The following is a 22126-nucleotide window of genomic DNA, read 5'->3' as shown; positions in this document are numbered from 1 at the left end:
TTGCGGGAAAGTTTGCAAGAAACGGGGATGGGGGATCGGTCGCGAGGGTGCAAAAACCGATGCCGGTGATCTGCCGGACGCCGAAGTGCGCGCCCCCACTACCCGCTCCCCGGCCCCATCCCCTTACAATCCCCCGACTTCACCAAGCCGCCACCCATGCTCACCTCGCTCTACGTTCGTCATTTTGCCGTCGTCGAAGAAGCCGAGATCGCCTTCGGCCCCGGCCTTACCGTGGTCAGCGGCGAGACGGGCGCCGGCAAATCCCTGCTGGTGGACGCGCTGATGCTGCTGGCCGGCGCGCGCGCCGACAGCGGCATGGTCCGTGCCGGCAGCGACCGCGCCGAACTCACCGCCGAGTTCGACCTGACGAACCTGCCCGAAGCCCGCGCCTGGCTGAGCCGGGAGGAACTGGACGACGAAGACAGCTGCCAGCTGCGCCGCGTGATCCGCGCCGAGGGCAGCTCGCGCGCCTGGATCAACGGCCGTCCGGCCAATGCCAGCCAGCTCGGCGAGCTGGCCACGCTGCTGGTGGAAATCCACGGCCAGCACGAGCACCAGGCCCTGCTCTCGCGCGCCCATCAGATGGAGCTGCTCGACGCTTATGCGGGCAATGAAGCCCTGGTGGCGCAGGTACGTGAGCTGGCGCAGCAATGGCGCGAGCTCGGCAACCGCATCCGCAAGCTCAGTGGCGGCGACGACCGCGAGCAACGCATCGAACTGCTCAGCCACGAACTGGGCGAACTGGAAAAGTGGGCGCTGCCGCCGGACGATCTGGCCGAGCTGGAAGCCAGCCACAAACGCCTGGCCAATGCCGGCCGCCTGGCCGAAGGCGCCGGCGGCGTGGTGGAACTGCTCGATGGCGAGAGCGAATTCGCGCTGCGTCGTGCGCTCGGCCGCGCTCAGCTGGAAATGAGCAAGCTCGCCGCGCTGGACGATCGCCTGGCCCCGCTGCTGGAGCTGCTGGACAACGCCTCCATCCAGCTCAGCGAAGCAGCCGATGGCCTGGGCCGTTATGCGCTCGACGTCGATCTCGATCCCAACCGCTATGCGGAAGTGGATACGCATCTCACGCGTCTGCACGAACTGTCGCGCCGCCATCGCGTAACGGTTGCCGAGTTGCACGACAAGGCCGGCACGCTGCGCATTGAGCTGAGCGAACTGGAAGGCGCCGGCGATGCTTTGGAAAAACTGGCCAAGCAGCGCACGCGCCTGCAGCAGCAATACGACGAACAAGCCGGCCAACTCAGCCAGGCACGCCAGCAGGCCGCCGAGCGCCTGGGCGGTGAAGTCAGCATCCTGATGGGCGAGCTGGGCATGAGCGGCGGTCGCCTGGTGGTGGAGCTGGAAGCGACCAACGAAGGTGATCCCGATGTGCAGGGCCGCGAACGTTGCGAACTGCTGGTCAGCGCCAACCCCGGCCAGCCGCCGCGCGCGCTGCGCAAGGTGGCCTCGGGCGGCGAGCTGGCGCGCATCAGCCTCGCCATCGAAGTGGCCACACTGGGCAAGGACACCGTCGGCACCATGGTGTTCGACGAAGTGGATACCGGCATCGGCGGCGCCGTGGCCGAAGTGGTGGGGCAGAAGCTGCGCGCGCTCGGCGCGCAACGGCAGGTGCTGTGCGTCACCCATCTGCCGCAGGTCGCTGCGCAAGGCCATGCGCATCTGCGCGTGAGCAAGGACAGCGATGGCGAGTCGACGCGTACGCGTATCGAGAAGCTCGATGCCAATGGTCGCCGCGATGAGCTCGCGCGCATGCTGGGCGGTGTGGAGATCACTCGTGAAACGCGGGCGCATGCGAAGCAGATGTTGGAGCGGGCGCAGGTTTAATCAGGTTGCGCGTACACCTGTGGGAGCGCACCCTGTGCGCGACTGCGGCGTCGGGTCGTTAGCGCTCCGTAGGTTTGTCGCGCACAGGGTGCGCTCCCACAAAATCAACATGGGCGCAGGTGCTGGAAACCCTTGTGGGAGCGCACTTGTGCGCGACCGCAGCGTCGCGTCGTTGACGCTCCGTCGGTGGTCGCGCACAAGTGCGCTCCTACAACAATCAAAAGCGTCGCGTCGTTGTCGCTCCGTAGGTGGTCGCGCACAAGTGCGCTCCTACAAAAATCAAAATCGCGATGGTCCTGTGGAATCAGTTCTTGCGCGGCAACAACCCGCGTTCGGCGGCCATGCGATAGAGATCCAATTCCGAACCGGCGCCGAGCTTGCCCATCAAACTGGCGCGGTGGATGTAGACGGTCTTCTGGCCGATGCCCAACTCACCGGCCACCTGCTTGGGTGCGCGACCTGCGGCCAGCAACAGGAAGACTTCACGCTCGCGTGCCGTCAATCGATGGATGGGATCGCGCGATTCGCTCGGCCGCTCGGCGCGACGCTTGCGCAGGTCGGAGCTGAGAAAACACTCTCCCTGCATCACCGCACGCAGGCCGGCGACCAGTTCTTCGGGGGCCACGCCCTTGGTGACGTAGCCGCTCGCGCCGCGACGTAGGGCTTCGGATACATAGGGCTCGCCGTCGTGCATGCTCAGCACCACGATGCGGGTGTCCACGGCGACGCTGCGCAGATGCTCGATCAACGGCAGCCCGCTGCCATCGGGCAGCGAGAGATCGAGTGCCACGAGATGGGGACGACAGGTGCCGACCGCTTCGACCGCATCGTCGGCGCAGCGGCATTCCGCCACGACCTCCAGATCCGGTTCCAATTCGATCAGCCGCTTGAACCCCTCGCGGACAATGGCATGGTCATCGACCAGGACAATGCTGTACATGAACGCATGTATAGCAGCCTGCGGGGCGGTTGACGATCACCCTGCGCATGCGACCGGCCAAAAGCACGCCGGTGGCCGCCTAGACGCCCTCCCGACGCCATGTAACATCGACCGCATGCGACCTAAACACCCCGTGCTGCCCGGTTCCAGCCTCTTGCTCGGCATCGGCTATCTGCTGCTCTGGCTGCTGCTGTGGCCCACCGAGCAACCCTATTGGATGCTTCCCTACGGCCTGCGTTTCGGCGCACTGCTGCTGGCGCCCATGCGCATGTGGCCTTGGCTGCTCGGCGCGGAGTTTGCCGCCAGCGGGCTGATTTCCTATGTCCACCCGCAGCCGATGGGTTGGCATGGTTTCCTGCTCGGTGAATTGCCCGAGCCCCTCGTCGTCGCCACCTGCCTGTGGCTGATGCGACGCGCGAACCTGCACGCCAGCCTGCGCGATCCCGAAGACGTGGCCCGCCTGCTGCTGTCAGCGGCCTTCACCGTGGCAGCCACCACGGCGACGGATGCGGTGCTGATGGCCTTGGTCCATGCCAGCCCCACCACCGAGCTGATGATGCAGGCGTTGGGCCAGGACCTGCTGGGCAACTACGTCGGCGTGCTGCTGGTGGTGCCGCTGCTGGTGATGCTGCTGCGGGCTCGGCTCGACAAGCGCGGCCTGGGGCGCCTGTTGATGGACGGCCTGCTGGTGCTGCTGCCCTCGCTGGCCATCCTGCTGGTGCTGTCCTCGCACGCGGCACCGCAGCCGCAGTTCGCACGCGTGCTGTCGCTGGCGCCGGTGCTGTTCTTTGCGTTCCGCCATGGCTGGCGCGGCGCCAGCCTGGCCATGCTGATTTCGAGCCTGGGCATGACGCTGGTCGATCACCTCTCCGGTCATGGCTCGCCCGGCGCACCCGGCGAACTATTCCTGGCGGTGGCCGGCACCGGCGCGCTGATGCTCGGCTCGGCGACCGATGCGCTACGCCGCAGCAGCGAGCGGGTGGCGGAGCAGAACGTCTATCTCGCCGCCGTGAACCGCCGCCTGGATCACCTCGCACGGCAGCTGCGCGACGCCGCCCGCGGCAACCTGCGTACCGAAGAAAACCAGCGCCGCCACATGGCCGCCGAGCTGCACGACGAGCTGGGCCAGAACCTCACGGCCATCCAGACGCACCTCAAGCTGGCGCAATCGCGGCTGGCGCAAGCGGGCATGGACGATATCGGCGTGTCGATCAACGCCATCCTCGGCCATATGCGTCGCGCCCTGCACCGTCTGCTGGACGATCTACGGCCCGCCGTGCTCGACGAATTCGGCCTGTTGCGCGCGCTGGACGAAGGCCCGATCCGCGACCTGCTCAACGCCGCCGGCGTGGCCTATCGCACCGAACTGCACGGCGACCCGCGCCTGCTCGACGACGACACCCGCACCGTGGTCTATCGCCTGGTGCAGGAAAGCGCCACCAATGCCGTGAAGCACGCCCATGCGGACACCTTCCAGCTGCGCCTGCGCATCGGCGAGCGCCAGGGCGTGGCACTGGCCCTGCTGGACATCCGGGACAACGGGATCGGCCTGCCGGCCCGCATGCCGCGGGGCGGTCGGGGCATGCAGGGCATGCGCGACCGGGTGACTTCACTGGGTGGGCTGTTCCGGGTCCGGCCTGAGGCCCAGGGCGTTCATCTTCGAATATTGTTGCGCAGCAACACACAAACTGGTGACGTAGCTCGCACTTAGGATCGTTACATAGGAAATTTTCCGATACCCGAGGTGTGAAGGGTTCGTTACGCTGGATTCATCGATGTGGGGGAGCCACCATCGCAAGATGGTGAGCCATGCCAACCGTGGGGACGGTGGGCATGAAGAACGGCAGGATGCCGTTCCGCCGAAATCGGTGGCAAAACCGGGACGCGCGAGCAACTCGCCCTCCTAGGAGCCATCCGGTATCGGATAAGCCGCCGGGCGGACAGGAGTCCTCCCGCGGCTTTTTTTATGGGCGAAGGTTTTGTATCTTGCCGACCGGCCACGAAAAAGGCCGGCAACGTCTCCGTCACCGGCCTTCCGGACACCGCACGCCTTGGCTTACTTGCTGCCCTTCTTGGGGCGCACGTACAGCACCAGGCTGTGATCCTCGATCACGTAGCCGTGGCGGGCGGCGATCTCGGCCTGCAGGCGCTCGATCTCCTCGCTCACGAACTCGATGACCTTTCCGCTGTCCACATCGATCATGTGGTCATGATGCTTGCCGCGGTCCAGCTCGTAGACGGCCTGCCCGCCCTCGAAGTTGTGCTTGACGACGATGCCGGCCGCCTCGAACTGGGTCAGCACCCGGTAGACGGTGGCCAGGCCGATGTCTTCCTGGTGGGCCAGCAGGCGTTTGTAGATGTCTTCGGCGGTGAGATGGTGAGCTTCCTCATCCTCGAAGATCTGCAGAATACGCATGCGGGGGTGGGTCACCTTGAGCCCGGCTTTGCGCAGTTCTTTCGTTTCCTGTTCCATAGCAAACTCCACGCACACGGCGCCACGAGGCCGTTAGTGTATCATCCGACACCTTTACGATCCGGACGCAACACGCATGCATAAGCTGATTCGCACGCTGGGTTTTGCCATGCTGGCCCTTTCGCTGGCCAGCTGCCGTCTTATCTATACCCCCGACGTGCAACAGGGCAACCTGCTCGACAAGAAAACCGTGGATCAGCTGCAGCCCGGCATGACCAAGCGCCAGGTGCTGGTGCTGATGGGTTCGCCCTCGGTCAACTCGCCCTTCAGCCAGAACGAATGGAATTACGTCTCCACCCAGCAGCACCGCGGTGGCGACATCAAGGTGCGCTCGCTCAAGCTCACCTTCAATAACGACGTGCTGGTGCGCACCGAGGGCGACTTCTTCGCCGAAGACGCGCAGAAGCTGGTCAACGACACCAAGAAGTACCACGCCAGCTACCCAGTGGACGAAACCAAGGGCGACAAGTCGACCGGCGGTGGCGACAAGGGCGGCGACGGCGGCGGCAACAACGGCGGCAACGACGGTCACTAAGACCCGCCGGCCGGCGTCAGCCCTCGTGGGCGCGGCGCCGGCGTGCTTCTTTCGGATCGATGGTGAGCGGCCGGTAGATTTCCACCCGGTCGCCCTCGCCCACCACGTGCTCCGGTCCCACCTTGCGGGAAAAAATGCCCAGTCGGGCCGGATCCACGACCAGTCCCGGAATGTCCTGGACGATGCCCGAAGCTTCGATGGCCTGCGCCACGGTACTGCCCGAGGGCAAGCTCACCTTGCGCAGCCAGCGGCGCGAGGGTTCGGCAAAGACCACCTCGACGGTGACCTGCTCAGCCATAGGTGCGCTCCGCCTCGCGGCAGAAATCGTCCACCATGCGGCTGGCCAGCCCCTGAAAACCCAGTTTGATCGCCGCGCCACCGAGCTTGCCCGCGTAATCGAAATCCAGCGCGAACGAGATCTTGCAACCGGCGTCGCCCAGCGCGATGAACTCCCAAAGCCCATCCAGGCTGCGGAACGGTCCATCGACCAGGCTCATATGCAGACGACTGGGGCGCACGGTGGAATTGCGCGTGGTAAAGCTCTGGCGAAACCCCATGTACTTGAGATCCAGCCGCGCCACCAGCACATCCTCGCCACGCTCCAGCACCTGAGCGTCGACACACCAGGGGAAGCGCTTTGGGTATGCTTCAACGTCATTGACCAGATCGAACATCTGGTCCGGCGAATATCGCACCAGGGCGCTGCGGCGGATCTCGATCACTTCAGCCTCTTCTTGAGCATCATCTTCAGTCCCTCCACGGACGGGACCATCATCAGGGCAATGAGCCCGAAGTTTAACGGACATGGCCAAGCCTAAGGACAAAGACAAAAGCTCGGGCGGCACCATTGCGCTGAACAAACGCGCACGCCACGAGTACCACATCGACCAACGCTTCGAGGCGGGACTCGAGCTGCAAGGCTGGGAAGTCAAATCGCTGCGCGCCGGCCGCATCAACTTCGGCGACAGCTATGCGGTGGTGTTGCGCAGCGAGATTTTCCTGGTGGGCTGCTCGATTCCGCCGCTGATCAGCGCATCCACGCACGTGGTGGCGAACGATCGCCGCACGCGCAAAGTGCTGCTGCATCGCGAGGAAATCGACACTCTGATCGGCGCGGTCGAGCGCAAGGGTTACACCCTTATCCCCATGGCCCTGTATTGGAAGGGCAACAAGGTCAAGGTGGAAATCGGCCTGGCCAAAGGCAAGCAGGCGCACGACAAGCGCGATGCGGAAAAGGAACGCGACTGGCAGCGCGAAAAGCAGCGCACCATGCGTTCGCACAACAAGCTAGCCTGACATCCTCCGCCACGAGCCCGGCTCGCCTTCGGAAAGTCCCACCACATCTTTGCGCAGCGACATGTTCATGGCATCCACCGAGGTGCCAAAGCCAAAGCGCTCATAGATGCAGTGCGCGGCGCCCGTGGAGTGCAGATTGAGCGAGTCGATGTCCTGCTCTCTTGCCGTCGCACCCACTGCGGCGAGCAAGGCAGTAGCCAGGCCCTGGCGACGATGAGTGTGCTTGACGAACATGTTCAGCACATACCAGCCCACGCCCTGGCGGAAATACGCCGATGGCAGATGCGTATACGGGTGCACCATCACGCACCCGGCCACCCGCCCTTCCACCTCGGCCAGCCAGGCCAGCAGCCTGCCCTCGGGCATGGCTTCTTCGATCCACCCGCGCAAGTGATCGGCAAAGCCCTCCGGCAGCTGCTGCTTGAGCTCTTCCTCCAGAAAGGCGCAACGCAAATCCGTCAACACACCTGCATCGTGCAGCACCGCCTGACGTATCCGGACCATGGCCGTTCCTTTGGGTGGTGAGGGGCAAACCATAGCGGCGTCGTGCCAGCTTGTAGAAATGCCTTCTGCCTACATATACTGGCTGACCAGTTACTGTTTCAGTTTCCCCGGGGGTGTCATGGCTTCGACGGGGGTAGTGAGATAGCTTGGTGCATGCCGAGGGGGCAGCTTTCCTCGTTAATCCAGCCGCAAACTTATAGTTGCCAACGACGACAACTACGCTCTGGCCGCTTAAGGCCTAGCCCCGAACCCACTTGTGCTCGTGCTCGTGGATGTAGGGTCATTATCACGAGATCGCCCGAAGCTGCCGCCTGTCGGTAAGGGCTAAATCAAGCAGGCTGGTCCTTCGATGCGCTTCGCACGCTGTGCTGTCGCGGGATGAGATCTAACGGCGAGCTAAGCATGTAGTACCGGGCGTCAAACGCCTTCGGACGCGGGTTCGACTCCCGCCACCTCCACCAATACGGAAAGGCCCGGCGAGTGATCGCCGGGCTTTTTTGTTGGCGGGCGACGTATATTCATGCCGTCCCAACCCAACGAGTCGAGGTGCATCCATGACGATGGCCACTGACCTGCGCGTGCGTACCCTGGGAAAGGTGGTCGTTTCCGCCGTCATGTTCTGCACCGCCACCCTCACCCTGATCGCGGTCACCCAGGATGGGCACCTGCCCCAACTCCTGCAATCGAACATCGGTTCCATCGGCCTCTACGTCCTGTTGATGGTCTTCTGCGGCTACCTGGTCAGGACCTGCTGGAAGAGAGAAGAGGCCGTGGGCGCGGCAGACGCTTCGCTGTGGCGGGTCGTTGCCACGTTCTTCAGTGCATTGGCGTTGCTGATGTTCCTGGTGGCGCTTGCGTTTTACGCGTGGATGGGGAGCAGGAGCTAACGTTACTGGTCAGCCTATCAATCAAGCAGAGCGCTCTGGTTCCACCTTCAATGGCTACCCATGACGAACAGCCCAGCGAGTGATTGCCGGGCTTTTTTCTTTGCGGAGGGATGATTCCGTCGAACTGCACGCGCCCCGCTCTTTCTTGCGCTTTTTTTGATGCGGATGAGAGGGAACCCTGATTGAAACTACCTGTCTAATCTGGCTTGTCGCAACACGCGCCGACGGCACGCGCATGTTTCGTGTCGATCATTGGCGTAGTGGGGTTTGATGAAGCGTTCCGGGCAGGTCCGACATCGACAGGAGGGGGATAGTGCGCGCGGCCTGGCATTACTCGACAGCGAAACGCGTGAGACCCTTGGTCGCAAACGTTGGCGACAGCCGCCGCTAACGCGCCCGACGCTGGTGCTGGCGTTGACTTTGGTGTGCGTGCTGCACGCGCTGTTCGCGCTGGCACTGTGGCTCGAGATGCAGCCCAAGCCGCAGCATCCTGCGGTGGTGAATGTCGATAACGACCAGGCGCTGATTGTGCGTCTGATTGAGCCTTCCAAAAAGCCGCCCGCCGCGCAGCCACCAGCGCCACCCGCACAGCCCGAAAAGTTGGCGCCGCCGAAGCCGGAGCTGGCTGCCCGCATTCCTCCGATCACCCACGAAAAGCCCCGTCGTGACGCCATGGTCGTGCAGGATCATTCGGCAGCTCCTGCGCCGACGACATCCGTAGCGACGCCGTCCGCCACAAGTTTGTTCGCGAAGGATGGTTCAGTGCACCTGCCATCCACGACGGATGCTGCTTCGACTACAGCAAGCACTAACCCCGAACCGCCCAAGCCTGCGGACGATCGCCAGATCATGCAGCACGACAGCAACCACATGCACTACAAGGCCACCCGTTTCGAAAAATACTTCCCGCCCCCGAACGAGACCGCCGGTGGCGCAGTGGGACGCCATATCGGCGATGTGATCAAGGAAGTTGCCAAAAGCGTGTGCGATCCCACCAAGAGCAGCACGGCTACCAACCTGCTTTGCGGCGCACCTCCGCCGCCCGCCTCGTCCAAGGATCGCGATGAGCGCCTCAACCTGCCGCCAGCACCATTGGCCGACAATCCCAATCCGCCGAAGGTACCGCCGCTGTCGAGCTGTATTGACGAGTACAAGGCAGGCGAACCGTTGTCGAGCGGCTGCCCCATCAATACGCCTGATCTGGCCTTCAAGGCCGAGATGCGTGAATGCATCGATTTGTATCGTGCGGGCAAGCGGCTCAAGACCTGGTGCCCGCTCGATACGCCAAAGCGTGCGGCGGCTGAAGCGGCGGTGCCAGCGGATGCCACGGGCCCGGGTGCGCACTGAAAACTGTCGCCAGAGCCGAGGTCAGATGCACTCACGCCGACATCAAGGTGTCGGCAGTGCGACGCTCATTGACCCGCCAGTATCCGCTTCACCCCGCACAGGCCCCGCTCGCCACATAGGCCACGTTCGTCGCCACGGGTGTGGCTACACTCGAACGCATGAACGTACTCTCGCCTCTTCCCTCGGTGTCCAATCACAGCGGCTGCAACGCGTCGTTTGCTCCGAAATCCTTGGCAGCATTGTGGGCAGCGTTCTGGCTGCTCATGATCAGCGTCTCCCTCCAGGACGCGCTCCGTAGCCCGCTTATCCGGTGGTGGGAGCCAGTCCTGTGGGAGGGAAGTTCAGCGCTGGTCGCGACCGCATGGATGATGCTGGCAGTGCGTGTACGTGGACGTTATGCGTCTTATCTGGACAGGCCCTTGAGCTGGTTCGGCTGCTATTTGCGATGGTTGCCACTGGTCGTGATTACGTGGCTGGCGGCGGTTTACGCGATACGACACGGCGCATACGCCCTCGTGGGCCGTACCTACGAGCACCCCGGCTGGGGCTTTGTCGTCGTGTACGAGAGTTTCAAGCTGACGATCTTTGCGGGATTGTGGCTCGGGATCTTGTTCGGCATGGATTCCTATGCGCAGTGGCAACTCCATCGACACCGTTTGCTGCAAACACAGAAAGCGTTGGCCGAGGCGCAGCTTGCCCAACTTCAGGGTCAATTGAGGCCGCACTTTTTGTTCAATGCGCTCAATACCGTCTCTGCCCTGATGTATACCGACGTGGCACGAGCCGACCGGTTGGTGGCAGCGCTCGGAGATCTGCTGCGCATCAGCCTTCGGTCAACCGAGAACGAGATGACGACGCTTGCCGAAGAACTTCGGACGCTCGAGCTATACGCCAACATCATGGGCGAGCGATTCAGAGATCGCGTGGAACTGAGCTGGCAGACCGATGACGCGCTGCTCGACGCCCCCGTACCGGCCCTGCTGCTGCAGCCGCTGCTTGAGAATGTGTTCAAGCATGGAGTCGAGCGCACCGTGGCACGGGTACGTATCCAAATCAGTGCACGAGGCGAAAACGGCTCGCTCGAAATCGTCGTGAGCAACTCCGGCTCCCTGCTGGCTCCCGAGCATCGCGACGGGGTCGGATTTCGCAACTGCCGGGAGCGGCTGAGCATCATTTACGGAAACTCGGCATCGCTGCTGGTTCGCAATGAGGGTGCCGGCGTCGCCGCGCGCGTCTTGATCCCTCTGACGGGCGCCCTTCCATGATACGCGCCATGATTGCCGACGACGAAGCGCCGGCTCGCGAAAAGCTCGAACGCTGGTTGGCGGATCAACCGGATATGGCCGTGGTTGGATCGGTCGAGGACGGCTTGTCAGCGGCGCACTGCATTGAGCAGTCTCGCCCGGACGTAGCCTTTCTCGATATCCAAATGCCCACGCTGTCTGGACTCCAGGTGGCGGCACAGCTCGAACCATCGCGCGCACCACTGATTGTCTTCGTGACCGCTTATGACGAGCATGCGGTGAGCGCGTTCGACCTCGATGCCGTCGATTACCTGCTCAAGCCCTATGACCAAGAGAGGTTCACGCGCACCCTGCAGCGCGTCAGGGAGCGCGTACGGTCCCATGAGACCGGCGCCAGTGCCGTGGCGACTGGACGAGCACAAGCCACTTCTTGTGAGCGACTGCTGGTGCCCGATCGCGAACGACTTCAGCTGATCGATGCTGCTTCCGTCGAATGGCTTGAGGCCGACGACAATTATGTTCAAGTGCATACCGCTGGCCGTACTTACTTGCTGCGAAGGACCTTGCAGGATTTGCTGTCCCAGCTGGGAGAGCAACGCTTCGTACGGATCCACAGATCGACGGCGGTGAACCTCGGTTGCATCCAATCGCTCACCCCGCTCTTCAAGGGTGACTACGAAGTCCATCTTCGCAATGGCCGCACTCTTCGGCTAAGCCGACGTTTCCGAGCAGCCTTGTTCGCCCGCATGGGGCGGTAAGGTTCCGCTCACCACACCCACATCTCCGTTCGCCCCTGATCAGCTGTCAGTCGATCACTGGTCGATCAGTCTTCCTGCTATCGCCAACACAGGAGGCTGGACACATGCGCAGAACCGACGACTGGAAGCAGCGTTACGATTTTCTGGACTGGCTGAGAGTCCTTGCCATCTTCGTGCTGTTCTTCTTCCACACGGGAATGATCTTCGTCGGCTGGGGCTGGCATATCGTCAACAGTCAGACCATACCCTCTCTTGAGTGGCCCATGGACATCGCACATCGCCTGCGCATGCCGCTGCTGTTTGTCATTGCCGGCGCGGGCATGTGGTTCGCACTTCAGCGTCGCACGACAGCGCGGTTTCTGCAGGAGCGGACGATCAAGCTACTTTTGCCCCTGGTCGTTGGCGTGTTCCTGGTCGTACCGCCGCAGATCTACTACGAGCGACTACTTCGCGGGCAATGGCACGGGAGCTACCTGGCGTTCTATGCCTCGCGAGTGCTGCAGTTCATCCCCTATCCAGCGGGAGATTTCAGCTGGCATCACCTTTGGTTCATCCTCTATCTTTATTCGTACGTCCTGTTGCTGCTGCCCGCGATGCTCTGGTGGCGCCGAGCCCAGCCTCGCGCAACACCAGGCGCGTGGTTGTGTTTGCTGGGTCTTCCTCTTGGCATCAACGAAGCTCTGCTGAAACCGTGGTTTCCAGAGACGCATAACCTCGTCAGCGATTGGTACATTTTCAATCACTACTTGCTGCTGACTGCCTATGGCTACGTCATGGCAGCTGTGCCCGGCATCTGGAAGTGGCTGTCTGAATTTCGCAAGTGGTCGCTAATCGCAGGACTCGGGTCTTTCATTGCTCTGCTAGCGTTATTCAACACCGGTGTTATCCAACACGGATCGGCGGCCGACGGGATCGGTGCCAACATCTTCACCTGGCTTTGGATAATGGTTTTCCTGGGTTACGGCTATCGTTACCTGTCGTTCGCAAATCCGTTGCTTATCTGGGCGAGAGAGGCCAGCTACCCCATTTACATCCTGCATCAGACGGTGATCGTCGTCATTGGGTACTACGTCATCCCGTACTCGTGGACGCCGTGGATAAAGTACCTCGTGATCCTGGTCCTCAGCATCAGCGCGTGTGTTGCCCTTTACCAGGGATGTATCCGGCGGTTTACGGCCCTGTGTCTCGTCTTCGGAATGAAAGCTCAAGATGGAGGTGCTGGCCTTGGTCCGGCACTGGCGCGGCGTGCGACAGGTGATGATATGCAGTAGGCAACCAGGAAAAGGGGCAGGTTCACTTCTCAGATCGAAGGCGGGCGATCGAGGTGAACCTGACTTCGTTTTTGGCGTAGTTTTTTGGCCGACCCCGCTGCCGTCCATCAAACCTCTGCCAGCTACAGCAGCATCACGCCCCCTTCGCCGGGTGGCGCTATCCACTTTCTTCACTTCTTCTTCGCGAGGATCTCCACCACGCGCCGGCCGGTGGTTGCCAGCCGCGATCTGCTGACGGGGATAGTGCATGACTTTCGCGATCAACCATCCGCTGGTGGTGTTCGTCATCTCGTTTGTTGCCATGTGGATCGCCGCGCACTTGGGCGCATGGTGGTCCCGGCGCCGTCCGCTGGCGGATGGGGAGTCGCACGAGATGTTCAATATCGTGCAAGGTGCCACGCTCACCTTGCTCGGCTTGATCATCGGCTTCAGTTTTTCCATGGCGATCAGCCGTTACGACCAGCGCAAGAACTACGAAGAAGCGGAGGCGAACGCGATCGGTACGGAATACGTGCGGCTGGATCTGCTTGCGCCTGCCGACGCATCGAAGCTGCGGCCGTTGCTGGCGACCTATCTCCAGCATCGCATCACGTTCTACGAAACCACCGATCGCAGCCAGCTGCCCGCCATCACTGCGCGCAAAAATCAGCTGCAGTCGCAGCTTTGGAGTGCGGTGGTCACACCGGCTGGCCAGCAGCCCACGCCGATCACGGCGCTGGTGGTGGCAGGCATGAACGATGTGTTGAATTCGGAAGGCTATACGCAGGCGGCCTGGTGGAATCGCATACCCATCGCAGCATGGATGCTGTTGGGCGCCATCGCGATCGGCTGCAACTTGCTGGTGGGCGTTGGCAGCGGGCGGCGGCCGGCCGAGCCGTTCTTCTTGTTGGTGCTGCCTTTGGTGGTCGCCATCTCGCTGATGCTCATTGCTGACATCGACAGTCCGCGCGGCGGGCTTATTCGCGTGTCCCCGCAAAACCTGGAGGCGCTGAAGGCGTCCCTGCCCGCCTCTTAGGCGTTGGTCAGGGCGGGCCTTCGACAGCCAGAACGGTGGCGGAGTCATCTACCTCGCAGTGGTAGAGCGCGGTTTTCGCGTTGAAGTTGGCGGCGAAGGTGAACTGCCTCCCGTGCCCTGCCGGCAGTTCGTCGACTAGGCGCCAGCCGTCGATTTCACCCTGAAGACGCGGGCGAAGCTGCGCTTCGCAGGAGGCGACCTGGCGGTCATGACGCGCCGCCGCTTCGGCCGTTGGCGCATCCGCGGGTTGATGCGAGCGATGCCAACAGGCAGCCGCCATCAAGGTACCGATGACGACAACAGTGAGTATCGTTCGAACGATCCGTCGTTTGGTTCGCCGCTTCATGCGCCGCGCACGTTACACGTCGTCGTTGGCGCTGACCGCCATGTTGCGCTTGTATGCATTTGCACGGGTGAGGATGGCGATGGCTTCGCGGAAAATCATCGGCACGGCAGGTGGCAATTCGCCTTGCTCGCTGGAGGCCGCGAAGTCGCCTTCGGCACCGGCGATCAGTTCGTCGATCAGGCCGGGCTCTTTCATATCCATGCGTTGAAGCAGGCTGAGGAGGATGTAGGAGCACGCATGGGCCTTGGCGTCTGCCGGTGTGAAGTCGCGAGCCATGGTCGACACCTTTGAGCGCGTGGATGGGCGGCTTGGAATGTAGCGCCGAACGGCTTCGGGCGGACGACCCACTCCGCGGCGTTTTCGGGCCGGCGGACTTGGACCATGGAATTTCGCGTTAAATATCACCCACATGCAAGCGGTTGGCGCGGCGTCCTGGGCGCCTACGAAGCCATCACGGACAGCCGTTGAGACTGTGCGCGCGTAGCGGGCCACGCTCACTGGGGAGATCGGACCGTTGCAGCACGGCAGGCCGGCGCAGTTGCCGTCCTTCATGGTTCTCTTGCTTTCGGCGACACGAGCCATGCCAACACAGGCAGCACACAACGAATCCGTCAACCGGCGGTTCCGTTACATCGTCGTCACGCTCTACCTCATGGTGGTGGGGGTGATGATGTGGCAGTTCACCTTGCAGTGGCGGGGCTATCGGGATGCTCACGAGGCGCAGAAACAATTCAGCGTCGTCCAGGCTGCGCTGCACGCCATGGCGGATGTGTCGAAAGAACGGCGGCCTGCTGTTGCCGTACTCATGCTGGAGGAATCCGAAGCAGCCAAGTGGCGCGATGTGCTCGATTCTGCGCGGCGAATGACCGATCGGCAGATGGACGAATTGGGCGCAGCCCTGCGCGACCCCGACTGCGATCAGTGCGCAACGATTGCGCCAGCGTGGGATGGTGTGCGCGCTCAACTCGTGCAGGCGCGGCAGGGACTGGATGCCATGCAACATACTGCCCACTCCGACACAGAGATCGTCAACGGCTTCAACCGCATCGTCAAAGTGATCCCCCGTTTGTCGTCGATTGCGCAAACCGGTGCCACTGGCGTGATTCGTGAGAACGCCGACGTGCAAAGCTATCTGCTGGTGGCGCGGCTGTCGGGCTTGCTGAGGGAACAAGCCGGCCTGGTTGCGCAGCAGTTTGCGCCGGCGCTGGTGAAGCATCGTCCGCTGACCGAACAGGAGGCACTGGAGATCGCTGCCAGCCTGGGCAAGATCGAGCAGCTGCGGCAATTGCTGGTGCCGAGCGTGCGGGTGCTACCGCCCGAACTGCTGCAGGACTATGCCGAACTCGAGCGCCGCTACTACGGCGACGCAGTGGCTCTGCTCAACCAACTGCGCCAGGAGGCAGCTGTTGCCTCGGGCAGCAAGTTCACGCTCATGGAACTTTCTGACCAGTATGGCCCACTGGTAGCGCCGATCGACCGGTTCCGCGACGACGCGCTGACCTTGGCCAGTGACACCATCGACAAGAGCCTGCACCGGCACCTGCTCTACCTGCTCGCCAGCGGCGTCTTGGCCGTTGCCCTCACCGCCCTCTTGGTAGTGATGATCTGGCGTTTCCGCGAAAAGGTCATCCGCCCCTTTTCGGAGGCGCAGCAGTTCATTCTCGCCGTGGCGTCGGGCGACACGGCGGCGGAAATTCCCCATGGGCATTACGGCAGCGAGGTGCAGGATCTGTTCGCCGCGCTCAACGTGCTCAAGCAGAACGATCTCAAGCGCCATCAGCTGGAACATGAGCGCAATCGCCTGATCCGCGAATTGCAGACCATGGCCGAAACCGATCCGCTCACCGGCCTGCTCAACCGCCGCGCGTTCGAGAGCCGCGCCCGCGTTCTGCTGGCCGACAAACGCGGTAGCGATCCGCTGGTGGCGCTGATGATGCTGGACATCGATTTCTTCAAGCGCGTCAACGACACCTATGGCCACGAAAGCGGCGACAAGGCACTCGTGGCGCTGGCCACGCTGTGCCGGGAAACCGTGCGTGCGGACGATATCGTGGCGCGCTTCGGCGGCGAGGAGTTCGTGATACTGCTTCGCGTGCAGGCGGCGCAGCATGCTCAGGCGCTGGCGGAGAAGCTATGCAAACAACTGCGCGTGCAGACCGTCACGGCCACCGACGGCCAGCAATTTGGCTTTACCGTCAGTATCGGCATCGCCTTTGCACAGCGCGTGGCCGGGGCCAGGCTGCAAGTGGACGCATTGCTGCGCGAGGCCGACGCCCTGCTCTACCGCGCGAAGTCCAACGGACGCGATCGCATCGAAACGGATCCAGGCTGAGCTCAACGCGGCCCGGTCGATGGATCGTCCGCGTACAGCACCGCCGCCAGCAAGGGCCATCGCTTGAGTGCGGCCAGCCACACGTCTTTGGCCTGGCTGTCGTAATACCGCGCCGGATCCACGCCCTCGACATAGCTGGCATAGGTCTCGATGTCGCTCGGCTTCATCCTGGCATGCGGATCGCGTGGCGCGGCCATTACTTGCCCTCCATCCAGACACCGTCCGGCGTGTGAATCACATAACCGTTGGCCGTGTCCATGGTGACGGTGTTTTCGTTCTCGCCCACCATGCGGGTCTGCGGCAGATCATGCGCGTACTGCTGCAATGCCGGCGCATCGGCCTTGAACGGGCTGTTCGCCACCAGGTTCGACATCAGCTGCGCGAGGGCGAGATAGCTGGTCGGCGTATCGATGGAAATGGCGTGGCCCGGCGGCTCTTTGCCGGCCGGCAGACCGATCAGTTTCACGCCCACCGGCACATCGATGATGCGCGGCGTGGGAATTTCGCGCAGGCCGGAAATCTGCCCCGCATCACCGCGCAGGGCGGCCCCATGCTCAGGCACGAAAATCACCACGGCTTTGCGACCGGAGTGGGCGATCAAGTCGGTCAGCCGATCGATATCGCCAAGCAGCCGGGTCAGGCGGATGGGATACGACTGCAGGCTGGTGAGATTGCTGTTGGGCAGGCGGTTGCCGTCGTGCATGCTCACGGTGTTGTAATAGAGCGCCACCGGGCCGCCGCCCCTGGTTGCGCGGTCCTGGTACCACGTTGCGAGCGCATCGTAATCGTCGACCAGAGAGGAGCCATCGAATTCCCGCATGAACGGCGGCAGGCCTTCGATCGATTGCGGCTGGATGCCCGGTCGGCCAATCTCGCGCTCCACGATGCCGCGGAAATCGTCGAATCGACCGTTGTGGTTCATCAAGTACTCGACGTCATAGCCAGCCGCCGCCAGATCGGCAAACACATGGCATTCCTGCGGAGCGGCGCTATACAGCTCCTGATGTGCGTCCTGTCCACACGAGGCACGAAAAAGCCGAATCGCGGCGGGTCCGCTATAGCTCGCCGCGCTGCTGAATTTCTTGAAGACGTAGTCGAATTTGCCGAACAGCGGGTTGTCACGCATGTTGGCCACGTCCAGGTCGTCCCAGGACAGCGAGCAGATGTGGATGATGATGATGTCAAATTGCACGGCAGGGTCGGTGCTCATCGGGAAGAACGCAACGCGCCGGCTCTTTTCCGCATGATGGAACGCAGCCAGTTGCTGGTCATAGCTGCCGGTGGAACTGTCCGTCCCGGCGTTCGCCGTATCCGCGTCGGCCCGTGGATTGACCGCATAGCTCGCGCCGCCGCTGGACTTGGCAATCAAGGTGCCCATGCCCTGCCATAGCGGGAACACGACAAGCGCCAATAGCACGAACGTGGTCACGCGCACCCAGCGGTTGACGATGGCGTAGATCAACAGCACCAGTATCGGGATATAGACCATCGCCGGTCTGAACAGGCGGCGGGCCAGTTCCATCATGTAGGCGGGCGAAAACGAGGCCAGCGCGGGGATCTGCTTGAGCGCGTAACCGATCGGCGGCAGCTTCGATTCGTGATACAGCAAGGCCGCGCCCGCCAGCACGGCCAGCACGTGCCTGGTCACGCGTTGCCAGCGCTGTTGCAGCGGCACGAGCAGCGCCAGCGCAAACAGCAGGTTGAGCCACCAGACCGGCCGGATGCTGCCTACCGCGGCCAGGTAGAGCGCGGCGATGAAATAGAGATTCCAGATGCCCATGCCTTACTCCATTAGCCCGACCGGCGCGGCCGGCGCACGACGGCAGCCTCGACGGCATCAAGGCAGGCATCGAACAAGCGAAGCACGCCTTGGTAACCCATCTCGATCACTTCGACAAAGCTGTGCAGCGGCGCATCGGGCACCAGTTCTTCTTCCCAGCGCACCCAGGCATCCGCACGACCAAATGTGCACTGGATCAGTTGCGTCTCCTTCTCATACGACCACTCCTCGAACTTCATGCCGAGGTGTAGACCGCTGTTGCGCGCCACCACTGCGGGGAAGTAGTAGTCGATATCGCCACGCGACAGCGCCACGCCCAGCGGGCTGCCGCGATCCAGTTCCATGGGCTCGGGCAGGATGATGCCCAGGCCGCCGGTCGAATAATTTTCCGTACGGCAGGCGATGGTCTTGCCGTCGGGCAGTACCAGGGTTGCGGGCACGACCAGCGGCACGTGATGGGATACGCGCACTTGCCGAGCCTCTTTCGCCACGCCCACGGCGGCGCCCAGCATCGCCACGTTGAACAAGGCCCACACCATGTTCATCAGCACGGTCGCCGGCTCGTCGCGCTGGGTGGTGAAGATGCGCACGATGCCTGCCACCAGCGCGCAAAGGTTCAGTGCCAGCAGCCATACATAGGGCTTGGAGGTGGCCCAGTCGAGATACTCCTGCTCGATCAGGCCGCCCTTGGCCGTTACATTGAACTTGCCCTTCTTCGGATTGATGAAGGCCACCGTGGTAGGCAACACCGTGTACCAGGCCAAAACCGACTCGTAGACCTCGGCCCAGAACGAATGGCGGTACTGGCCCTGGATGCGCGAGTTGGCCATGCCCGAGACGAACAGGTAGGGCAACACATAAGCCATCACCGACAGCGCATCCGCAGCAAAGACGTGCAGGCCAAAGAACAGAAAGGCGCCTGGCATGCACAGGAAAATCAGCCGCGGAATGCCGTAGAAGAAATGCAGCATGGCGTTGCTGTAGCAGATGCGCTGGAAGAACGTGAGGCCTTTGCGCAACCACGGGTTATCGATGCGGTAGATCTGCGCCATGCCGCGCGCCCAGCGGATGCGTTGGCCGATATGTCCGGACAGGCTCTCCGTGGCCAAACCCGCCGCCTGCACGATGCGCAGATAGGCCGTGCGGTAGCCGCGACGATGCATCTTCAGCGAGGTGTGCGCGTCCTCGGTGACCGTTTCAATGGCGATGCCGCCGACTTCCATCAGCGGCGCGCGGCGAATCACCGCGCAGGACCCGCAGAAGAAGGTGGCATTCCAGAAATCGTTGCCATCCTGGATCAGTCCGTAGAACAGGCTGCCCTCGTTGGGGATGCGCATGAAGGTGTCGTAGTTGCGCTCGAACGGATCGGGCGAAAAGAAGTGGTGCGGCGTCTGCACCATCGCGCACTTGGGGTCGGCGATGAACTCGCCCATGGTGGTCTGCAGGAAGGAGCGCGTGGGGATGTGGTCGCAGTCGAAGATGGCGATGAATTCGCCGCTGGTCATGGACAGCGCGTGATTGATGTTGCCGGCCTTGGCGTAGCGATGTTCTTCACGGGTGAGGTAGCCCACCCCAACCTCGTTGGCAAAGCGATGGAATTGCTCGCGGCTGCCGTCATCGAGCAGGTAGACGCGCAGCTTGTCGTGCGGCCAGTCCATGCTCTTGGCGGCGAGCACCGCAGGACTCACCACGGAAAGCGGCTCGTTGTAGGTGGGGATATACACATCCACCGTGGGCCAGCTGTCGGTGTCGTCGGGCAGCGGCTTGGGCTGGCGGTTCAACGGCCACGCGGTCTGGATGTAGCCGAAGAACAGCACGATCCACGTATAGATTTCCGCCGCAAACAACAGATAGCCGAACAAGGCCTCGACCGGCGTGGCGAAGTTGAGCGTCTGCGTGACGCGCCACCACATGTAGCGTCCCGTCATCAGGATCGACAGCGACACCATCAGCATGGTCGGCCAGCGACCTGGGATCCGCCGCGCCAGGACCATCACCACCAGCACCGCGACAAACAGGCGGAACTGGTCGGCGATGGGCAAGGGCGTGGTCCAGAACCCCACGGCCACCATCAGGGCGAGCAGCAGGATCACCGGCTTGAGATGAGGCACGCGATCCAGTCCGGACGACCAATGATTCACGCGCTCGCCAATGCGGGCCCACGGCACCGACGGAAGCTTTGAAGTCACCGCATGCCCTGCCCGGCCCGCGATGCCATGCACCGGTGCCAGCCAATGACCGAGGCGGCCCAGCAACATCGAACGACGACGTGCGCCGCGATGATGCCGCGCGCTGCGCAGATTGGCGGACAAGCGCACGCGACGGCGATGGGGACGGAAGAAGATTCGTTTGAGCCACGTGCCCATGCCCTCGCCTTCAGCGACAGCGAGCTCGACGCGCAGTCGCCGTGCCAGTCGCTCGGCCCACCACGCAGGCCAATCGCGCTGGCCCGGCGGCGGCTGGCGAAACACCAGCCGCAGCAACCACGTACCGCGGCCTGCCTCGGCATCTACGCCAAGCTGCTGCGCCAGCGTGCGGCGCAAACGCGACAGGACCGAGGTGGCGCCCGGCGTGCTCATGCCGAACCTCCCGCCGCCGCGCCAGGCTGGTAGGCGCGTCGAACCCAGCTCGACAGCCAGGTCGCCAGGCCCTGCATATCGTGCGCTGCCTGCGAATGCGGTGCGCTGTGCACGAAGCTCTCGTTGCGGGCAAGCGCGTCGGGAATGCCGCTGTCGGCATGCACGCGGTAGGTAGAAAGTGACGAGCCCAGCGTGTCGCGCAACAAGGCGAGTATGTCAGTGTGCAATTGCGAGGCCGGCGACACGCCATTGGCCACGTACACCGTTTCCTTGCCGAGTGACTTCAGTTCACTGCGCAGGCGCGGCAGCGTGGCGCAGGCCAGCGGTGCGGGTGGCAGCACCACCATCACCAGGTCGGCCGCCGCCATGGCTTGCGCGGCGTAAACGGAAGGCCAGGCCGGCGTATCGATGAGGGTCACGCCGTGGCCGGGCAGATCCACCCGCGCCAGCAGATCGCGCAACCAGGTCGGCTGCTCGTGCAGGGCCGCAGACAACGACGCAGTCGAGGCGAGTGCGGCATCGCCACGCGCGCCACCCCAGGGCAGCCAAAGCACGCCGTCGTCCGTCTGCAGCGCTGCATCGCTCCAGTCATCGTTGCTCGCAAGCACCTGCGAGTGGAGTCCACGCTGGGCCGGCGTACGCAAGCCGCAATAGAACGTGAGCACATTGCGCGGATCACATTCCACCGCCAGCACCGCGTGCCGGCGTTCCGACAGCAAGCCTGCCATCGACGCGGTGAGCATGGTGCGTCCTGCACCACCAACGGAGGCGATGATGGCAATCGTCTTCATGCTTTCTTTCCCGCGCCGCCCTGGCGCTTGCCGAGTATGACCAGGCCTTCCAGCTGCGGCGGCAACTGGATCTTGCGCCGACGAAGCAAGGACTGGGTGCGCGACCACAAGGAGCCCAGCCGGAAACGCCAGAACAGCCACCATAGCGGCGCCGCCAGTATCAGGCCCAAGATGAAGTACCCCAGGAAGGTGCTCATGCCC

At 63.0% G+C, this 22126-nt stretch carries 23 protein-coding genes and 1 other RNA gene; 12 read left to right on the top strand and 12 right to left on the bottom strand.

Translation table 11 applies throughout. The features are described from left to right. Positions 1-156 precede the first annotated feature (156 nt). Positions 157-1827 carry a DNA repair protein RecN gene (gene recN / locus AC1DKY_RS13695; protein WP_441604132.1) on the top strand — a complete coding sequence of 557 codons (1671 nt, stop codon included), beginning with the start codon at positions 157-159 and terminating at the stop codon, positions 1825-1827. A gap of 304 nt (positions 1828-2131) precedes the next feature. Here recN and AC1DKY_RS13690 read toward each other — a convergent pair whose 3' ends face one another. After that, positions 2132-2767, bottom strand: coding sequence for a response regulator transcription factor (locus AC1DKY_RS13690; protein ID WP_046970299.1), 636 nt, complete (start codon positions 2765-2767; stop codon positions 2132-2134). A 115-nt stretch (positions 2768-2882) separates the two neighbouring features. Here AC1DKY_RS13690 and AC1DKY_RS13685 point away from each other — a divergent pair, with 115 nt between their 5' ends. Then, on the top strand, positions 2883-4478 hold the full coding sequence (locus AC1DKY_RS13685) for an MASE1 domain-containing sensor histidine kinase (RefSeq protein WP_441604131.1): 1596 nt from the start codon (positions 2883-2885) through the stop codon (positions 4476-4478). A 345-nt stretch (positions 4479-4823) separates the two neighbouring features. On the opposite strand, the gene fur is transcribed toward AC1DKY_RS13685, so the two are convergent. After that, the gene (gene fur, locus AC1DKY_RS13680) at positions 4824-5240 is read right to left on the bottom strand and encodes a ferric iron uptake transcriptional regulator (RefSeq protein WP_109127012.1); all 417 of its coding nucleotides are present in this window, start codon (positions 5238-5240) and stop codon (positions 4824-4826) included. Positions 5241-5316: 76 nt separating this feature from the next. Between fur and AC1DKY_RS13675 the strand changes: the two genes are divergently transcribed. Then, positions 5317-5775, top strand: coding sequence for an outer membrane protein assembly factor BamE (locus AC1DKY_RS13675; RefSeq protein ID WP_441604130.1), 459 nt, complete (start codon positions 5317-5319; stop codon positions 5773-5775). Between the two features lie 16 nt (positions 5776-5791). On the opposite strand, the gene AC1DKY_RS13670 is transcribed toward AC1DKY_RS13675, so the two are convergent. Next, the gene (locus AC1DKY_RS13670; RefSeq protein ID WP_441604129.1) at positions 5792-6073 is read right to left on the bottom strand and encodes an RnfH family protein; all 282 of its coding nucleotides are present in this window, start codon (positions 6071-6073) and stop codon (positions 5792-5794) included. Next, positions 6066-6497 carry a type II toxin-antitoxin system RatA family toxin gene (locus AC1DKY_RS13665; RefSeq protein WP_441604128.1) on the bottom strand — a complete coding sequence of 144 codons (432 nt, stop codon included), beginning with the start codon at positions 6495-6497 and terminating at the stop codon, positions 6066-6068. The genes AC1DKY_RS13670 and AC1DKY_RS13665 overlap by 8 nt, the downstream gene beginning before the upstream one ends. Before the next feature lie 82 nt (positions 6498-6579). Here AC1DKY_RS13665 and smpB point away from each other — a divergent pair, with 82 nt between their 5' ends. Continuing rightward, entirely contained in the window at positions 6580-7071 is a 492-nt protein-coding gene (gene smpB, locus AC1DKY_RS13660) for an SsrA-binding protein SmpB (RefSeq protein WP_441604127.1), read from the top strand. Here smpB and AC1DKY_RS13655 read toward each other — a convergent pair. Continuing rightward, a complete protein-coding gene (locus AC1DKY_RS13655) occupies positions 7063-7575 on the bottom strand; it encodes a GNAT family N-acetyltransferase (protein ID WP_441604126.1) in 513 nt (170 codons plus the stop codon). The two genes, smpB and AC1DKY_RS13655, sit on opposite strands and share 9 nt — an antisense overlap. A gap of 109 nt (positions 7576-7684) precedes the next feature. Between AC1DKY_RS13655 and ssrA the strand changes: the two genes are divergently transcribed. From ssrA to AC1DKY_RS13620, 7 genes are all read left to right on the top strand, one after another. Further along, positions 7685-8036: a transfer-messenger RNA gene (gene ssrA, locus AC1DKY_RS13650) on the top strand. Positions 8037-8129: 93 nt separating this feature from the next. Next, entirely contained in the window at positions 8130-8462 is a 333-nt protein-coding gene (locus AC1DKY_RS13645; protein WP_441604125.1) for a hypothetical protein, read from the top strand. A 423-nt stretch (positions 8463-8885) separates the two neighbouring features. After that, entirely contained in the window at positions 8886-9809 is a 924-nt protein-coding gene (locus AC1DKY_RS13640) for a hypothetical protein (protein WP_441604164.1), read from the top strand. A 158-nt stretch (positions 9810-9967) separates the two neighbouring features. Continuing rightward, positions 9968-11074, top strand: coding sequence for a sensor histidine kinase (locus AC1DKY_RS13635; protein ID WP_441604124.1), 1107 nt, complete (start codon positions 9968-9970; stop codon positions 11072-11074). Positions 11075-11082: 8 nt separating this feature from the next. Next, positions 11083-11811: a LytR/AlgR family response regulator transcription factor gene (locus AC1DKY_RS13630; protein ID WP_441604123.1), complete on the top strand. Its 729-nt coding sequence runs from the start codon at positions 11083-11085 to the stop codon at positions 11809-11811. Between the two features lie 104 nt (positions 11812-11915). Continuing rightward, positions 11916-13082 (top strand): acyltransferase family protein, encoded by a 1167-nt coding sequence (locus tag AC1DKY_RS13625; RefSeq protein WP_441604122.1) that lies wholly within the window; start codon positions 11916-11918, stop codon positions 13080-13082. 247 nt (positions 13083-13329) lie between these two features. Continuing rightward, positions 13330-14097, top strand: a complete 768-nt coding sequence (locus AC1DKY_RS13620; RefSeq protein ID WP_441604121.1) for a bestrophin-like domain — start codon at positions 13330-13332, stop codon at positions 14095-14097. Between the two features lie 7 nt (positions 14098-14104). Here the strand turns inward: AC1DKY_RS13620 and AC1DKY_RS13615 are convergent, their stop codons facing one another. Together AC1DKY_RS13615 and AC1DKY_RS13610 are read right to left on the bottom strand one after the other, a co-directional pair. After that, the gene (locus tag AC1DKY_RS13615; protein ID WP_441604120.1) at positions 14105-14443 is read right to left on the bottom strand and encodes a hypothetical protein; all 339 of its coding nucleotides are present in this window, start codon (positions 14441-14443) and stop codon (positions 14105-14107) included. 12 nt (positions 14444-14455) lie between these two features. Continuing rightward, a complete protein-coding gene (locus AC1DKY_RS13610) occupies positions 14456-14719 on the bottom strand; it encodes a hypothetical protein (protein ID WP_441604119.1) in 264 nt (87 codons plus the stop codon). Between the two features lie 304 nt (positions 14720-15023). Here AC1DKY_RS13610 and AC1DKY_RS13605 point away from each other — a divergent pair, with 304 nt between their 5' ends. Then, the gene (locus AC1DKY_RS13605; protein ID WP_441604118.1) at positions 15024-16775 is read left to right on the top strand and encodes a GGDEF domain-containing protein; all 1752 of its coding nucleotides are present in this window, start codon (positions 15024-15026) and stop codon (positions 16773-16775) included. A gap of 2 nt (positions 16776-16777) precedes the next feature. On the opposite strand, the gene AC1DKY_RS13600 is transcribed toward AC1DKY_RS13605, so the two are convergent. From AC1DKY_RS13600 to AC1DKY_RS13580, 5 genes are read right to left on the bottom strand one after another with little or no spacing between them, the layout of a single operon-like run. Further along, entirely contained in the window at positions 16778-16972 is a 195-nt protein-coding gene (locus AC1DKY_RS13600) for a hypothetical protein (protein WP_046970283.1), read from the bottom strand. Next, positions 16972-18555 (bottom strand): cellulose biosynthesis protein BcsG, encoded by a 1584-nt coding sequence (gene bcsG, locus AC1DKY_RS13595; RefSeq protein ID WP_441604117.1) that lies wholly within the window; start codon positions 18553-18555, stop codon positions 16972-16974. Before bcsG ends, AC1DKY_RS13600 begins: the two co-directional genes overlap by 1 nt. 11 nt (positions 18556-18566) lie before the next feature. Continuing rightward, entirely contained in the window at positions 18567-21134 is a 2568-nt protein-coding gene (bcsA, locus tag AC1DKY_RS13590; protein ID WP_441604116.1) for a UDP-forming cellulose synthase catalytic subunit, read from the bottom strand. Further along, positions 21131-21925: a cellulose biosynthesis protein BcsQ gene (gene bcsQ / locus AC1DKY_RS13585; protein WP_441604115.1), complete on the bottom strand. Its 795-nt coding sequence runs from the start codon at positions 21923-21925 to the stop codon at positions 21131-21133. Before bcsQ ends, bcsA begins: the two co-directional genes overlap by 4 nt. After that, entirely contained in the window at positions 21922-22122 is a 201-nt protein-coding gene (locus AC1DKY_RS13580; RefSeq protein WP_441604114.1) for a hypothetical protein, read from the bottom strand. Before AC1DKY_RS13580 ends, bcsQ begins: the two co-directional genes overlap by 4 nt. Positions 22123-22126 lie beyond the last annotated feature (4 nt).

It is taken from the genome of Dyella sp. 01N448, assembly GCF_056399225.1.
The sequence above is the reverse complement of the archived record's forward strand: the minus strand, read 5'-3'. Positions and strand labels throughout refer to the sequence as shown.

Excerpts from the sequence above, each read along its gene's own strand:
- AC1DKY_RS13685 (WP_441604131.1), top strand. The coding sequence starts at position 2,883 with ATGCGACCTAAACACCCCGTGCTGCCCGGTTCCAGCCTCTTGCTCGGC.
- AC1DKY_RS13675 (WP_441604130.1), top strand. The coding sequence starts at position 5,317 with ATGCATAAGCTGATTCGCACGCTGGGTTTTGCCATGCTGGCCCTTTCG.
- fur (WP_109127012.1), bottom strand. The coding sequence starts at position 5,240 with ATGGAACAGGAAACGAAAGAACTGCGCAAAGCCGGGCTCAAGGTGACC.
- bcsA (WP_441604116.1), bottom strand. The coding sequence starts at position 21,134 with ATGAGCACGCCGGGCGCCACCTCGGTCCTGTCGCGTTTGCGCCGCACG.
- AC1DKY_RS13635 (WP_441604124.1), top strand. The coding sequence starts at position 9,968 with ATGAACGTACTCTCGCCTCTTCCCTCGGTGTCCAATCACAGCGGCTGC.
- bcsQ (WP_441604115.1), bottom strand. The coding sequence starts at position 21,925 with ATGAAGACGATTGCCATCATCGCCTCCGTTGGTGGTGCAGGACGCACC.
- AC1DKY_RS13625 (WP_441604122.1), top strand. The coding sequence starts at position 11,916 with ATGCGCAGAACCGACGACTGGAAGCAGCGTTACGATTTTCTGGACTGG.
- AC1DKY_RS13670 (WP_441604129.1), bottom strand. The coding sequence starts at position 6,073 with ATGGCTGAGCAGGTCACCGTCGAGGTGGTCTTTGCCGAACCCTCGCGC.
- smpB (WP_441604127.1), top strand. The coding sequence starts at position 6,580 with ATGGCCAAGCCTAAGGACAAAGACAAAAGCTCGGGCGGCACCATTGCG.
- AC1DKY_RS13690 (WP_046970299.1), bottom strand. The coding sequence starts at position 2,767 with ATGTACAGCATTGTCCTGGTCGATGACCATGCCATTGTCCGCGAGGGG.
- AC1DKY_RS13605 (WP_441604118.1), top strand. The coding sequence starts at position 15,024 with ATGCCAACACAGGCAGCACACAACGAATCCGTCAACCGGCGGTTCCGT.
- AC1DKY_RS13615 (WP_441604120.1), bottom strand. The coding sequence starts at position 14,443 with ATGAAGCGGCGAACCAAACGACGGATCGTTCGAACGATACTCACTGTT.
- AC1DKY_RS13655 (WP_441604126.1), bottom strand. The coding sequence starts at position 7,575 with ATGGTCCGGATACGTCAGGCGGTGCTGCACGATGCAGGTGTGTTGACG.
- AC1DKY_RS13645 (WP_441604125.1), top strand. The coding sequence starts at position 8,130 with ATGACGATGGCCACTGACCTGCGCGTGCGTACCCTGGGAAAGGTGGTC.
- AC1DKY_RS13620 (WP_441604121.1), top strand. The coding sequence starts at position 13,330 with ATGACTTTCGCGATCAACCATCCGCTGGTGGTGTTCGTCATCTCGTTT.
- recN (WP_441604132.1), top strand. The coding sequence starts at position 157 with ATGCTCACCTCGCTCTACGTTCGTCATTTTGCCGTCGTCGAAGAAGCC.
- bcsG (WP_441604117.1), bottom strand. The coding sequence starts at position 18,555 with ATGGGCATCTGGAATCTCTATTTCATCGCCGCGCTCTACCTGGCCGCG.
- AC1DKY_RS13630 (WP_441604123.1), top strand. The coding sequence starts at position 11,083 with ATGATTGCCGACGACGAAGCGCCGGCTCGCGAAAAGCTCGAACGCTGG.
- AC1DKY_RS13600 (WP_046970283.1), bottom strand. The coding sequence starts at position 16,972 with ATGGCCGCGCCACGCGATCCGCATGCCAGGATGAAGCCGAGCGACATC.
- AC1DKY_RS13610 (WP_441604119.1), bottom strand. The coding sequence starts at position 14,719 with ATGGCTCGCGACTTCACACCGGCAGACGCCAAGGCCCATGCGTGCTCC.
- AC1DKY_RS13580 (WP_441604114.1), bottom strand. The coding sequence starts at position 22,122 with ATGAGCACCTTCCTGGGGTACTTCATCTTGGGCCTGATACTGGCGGCG.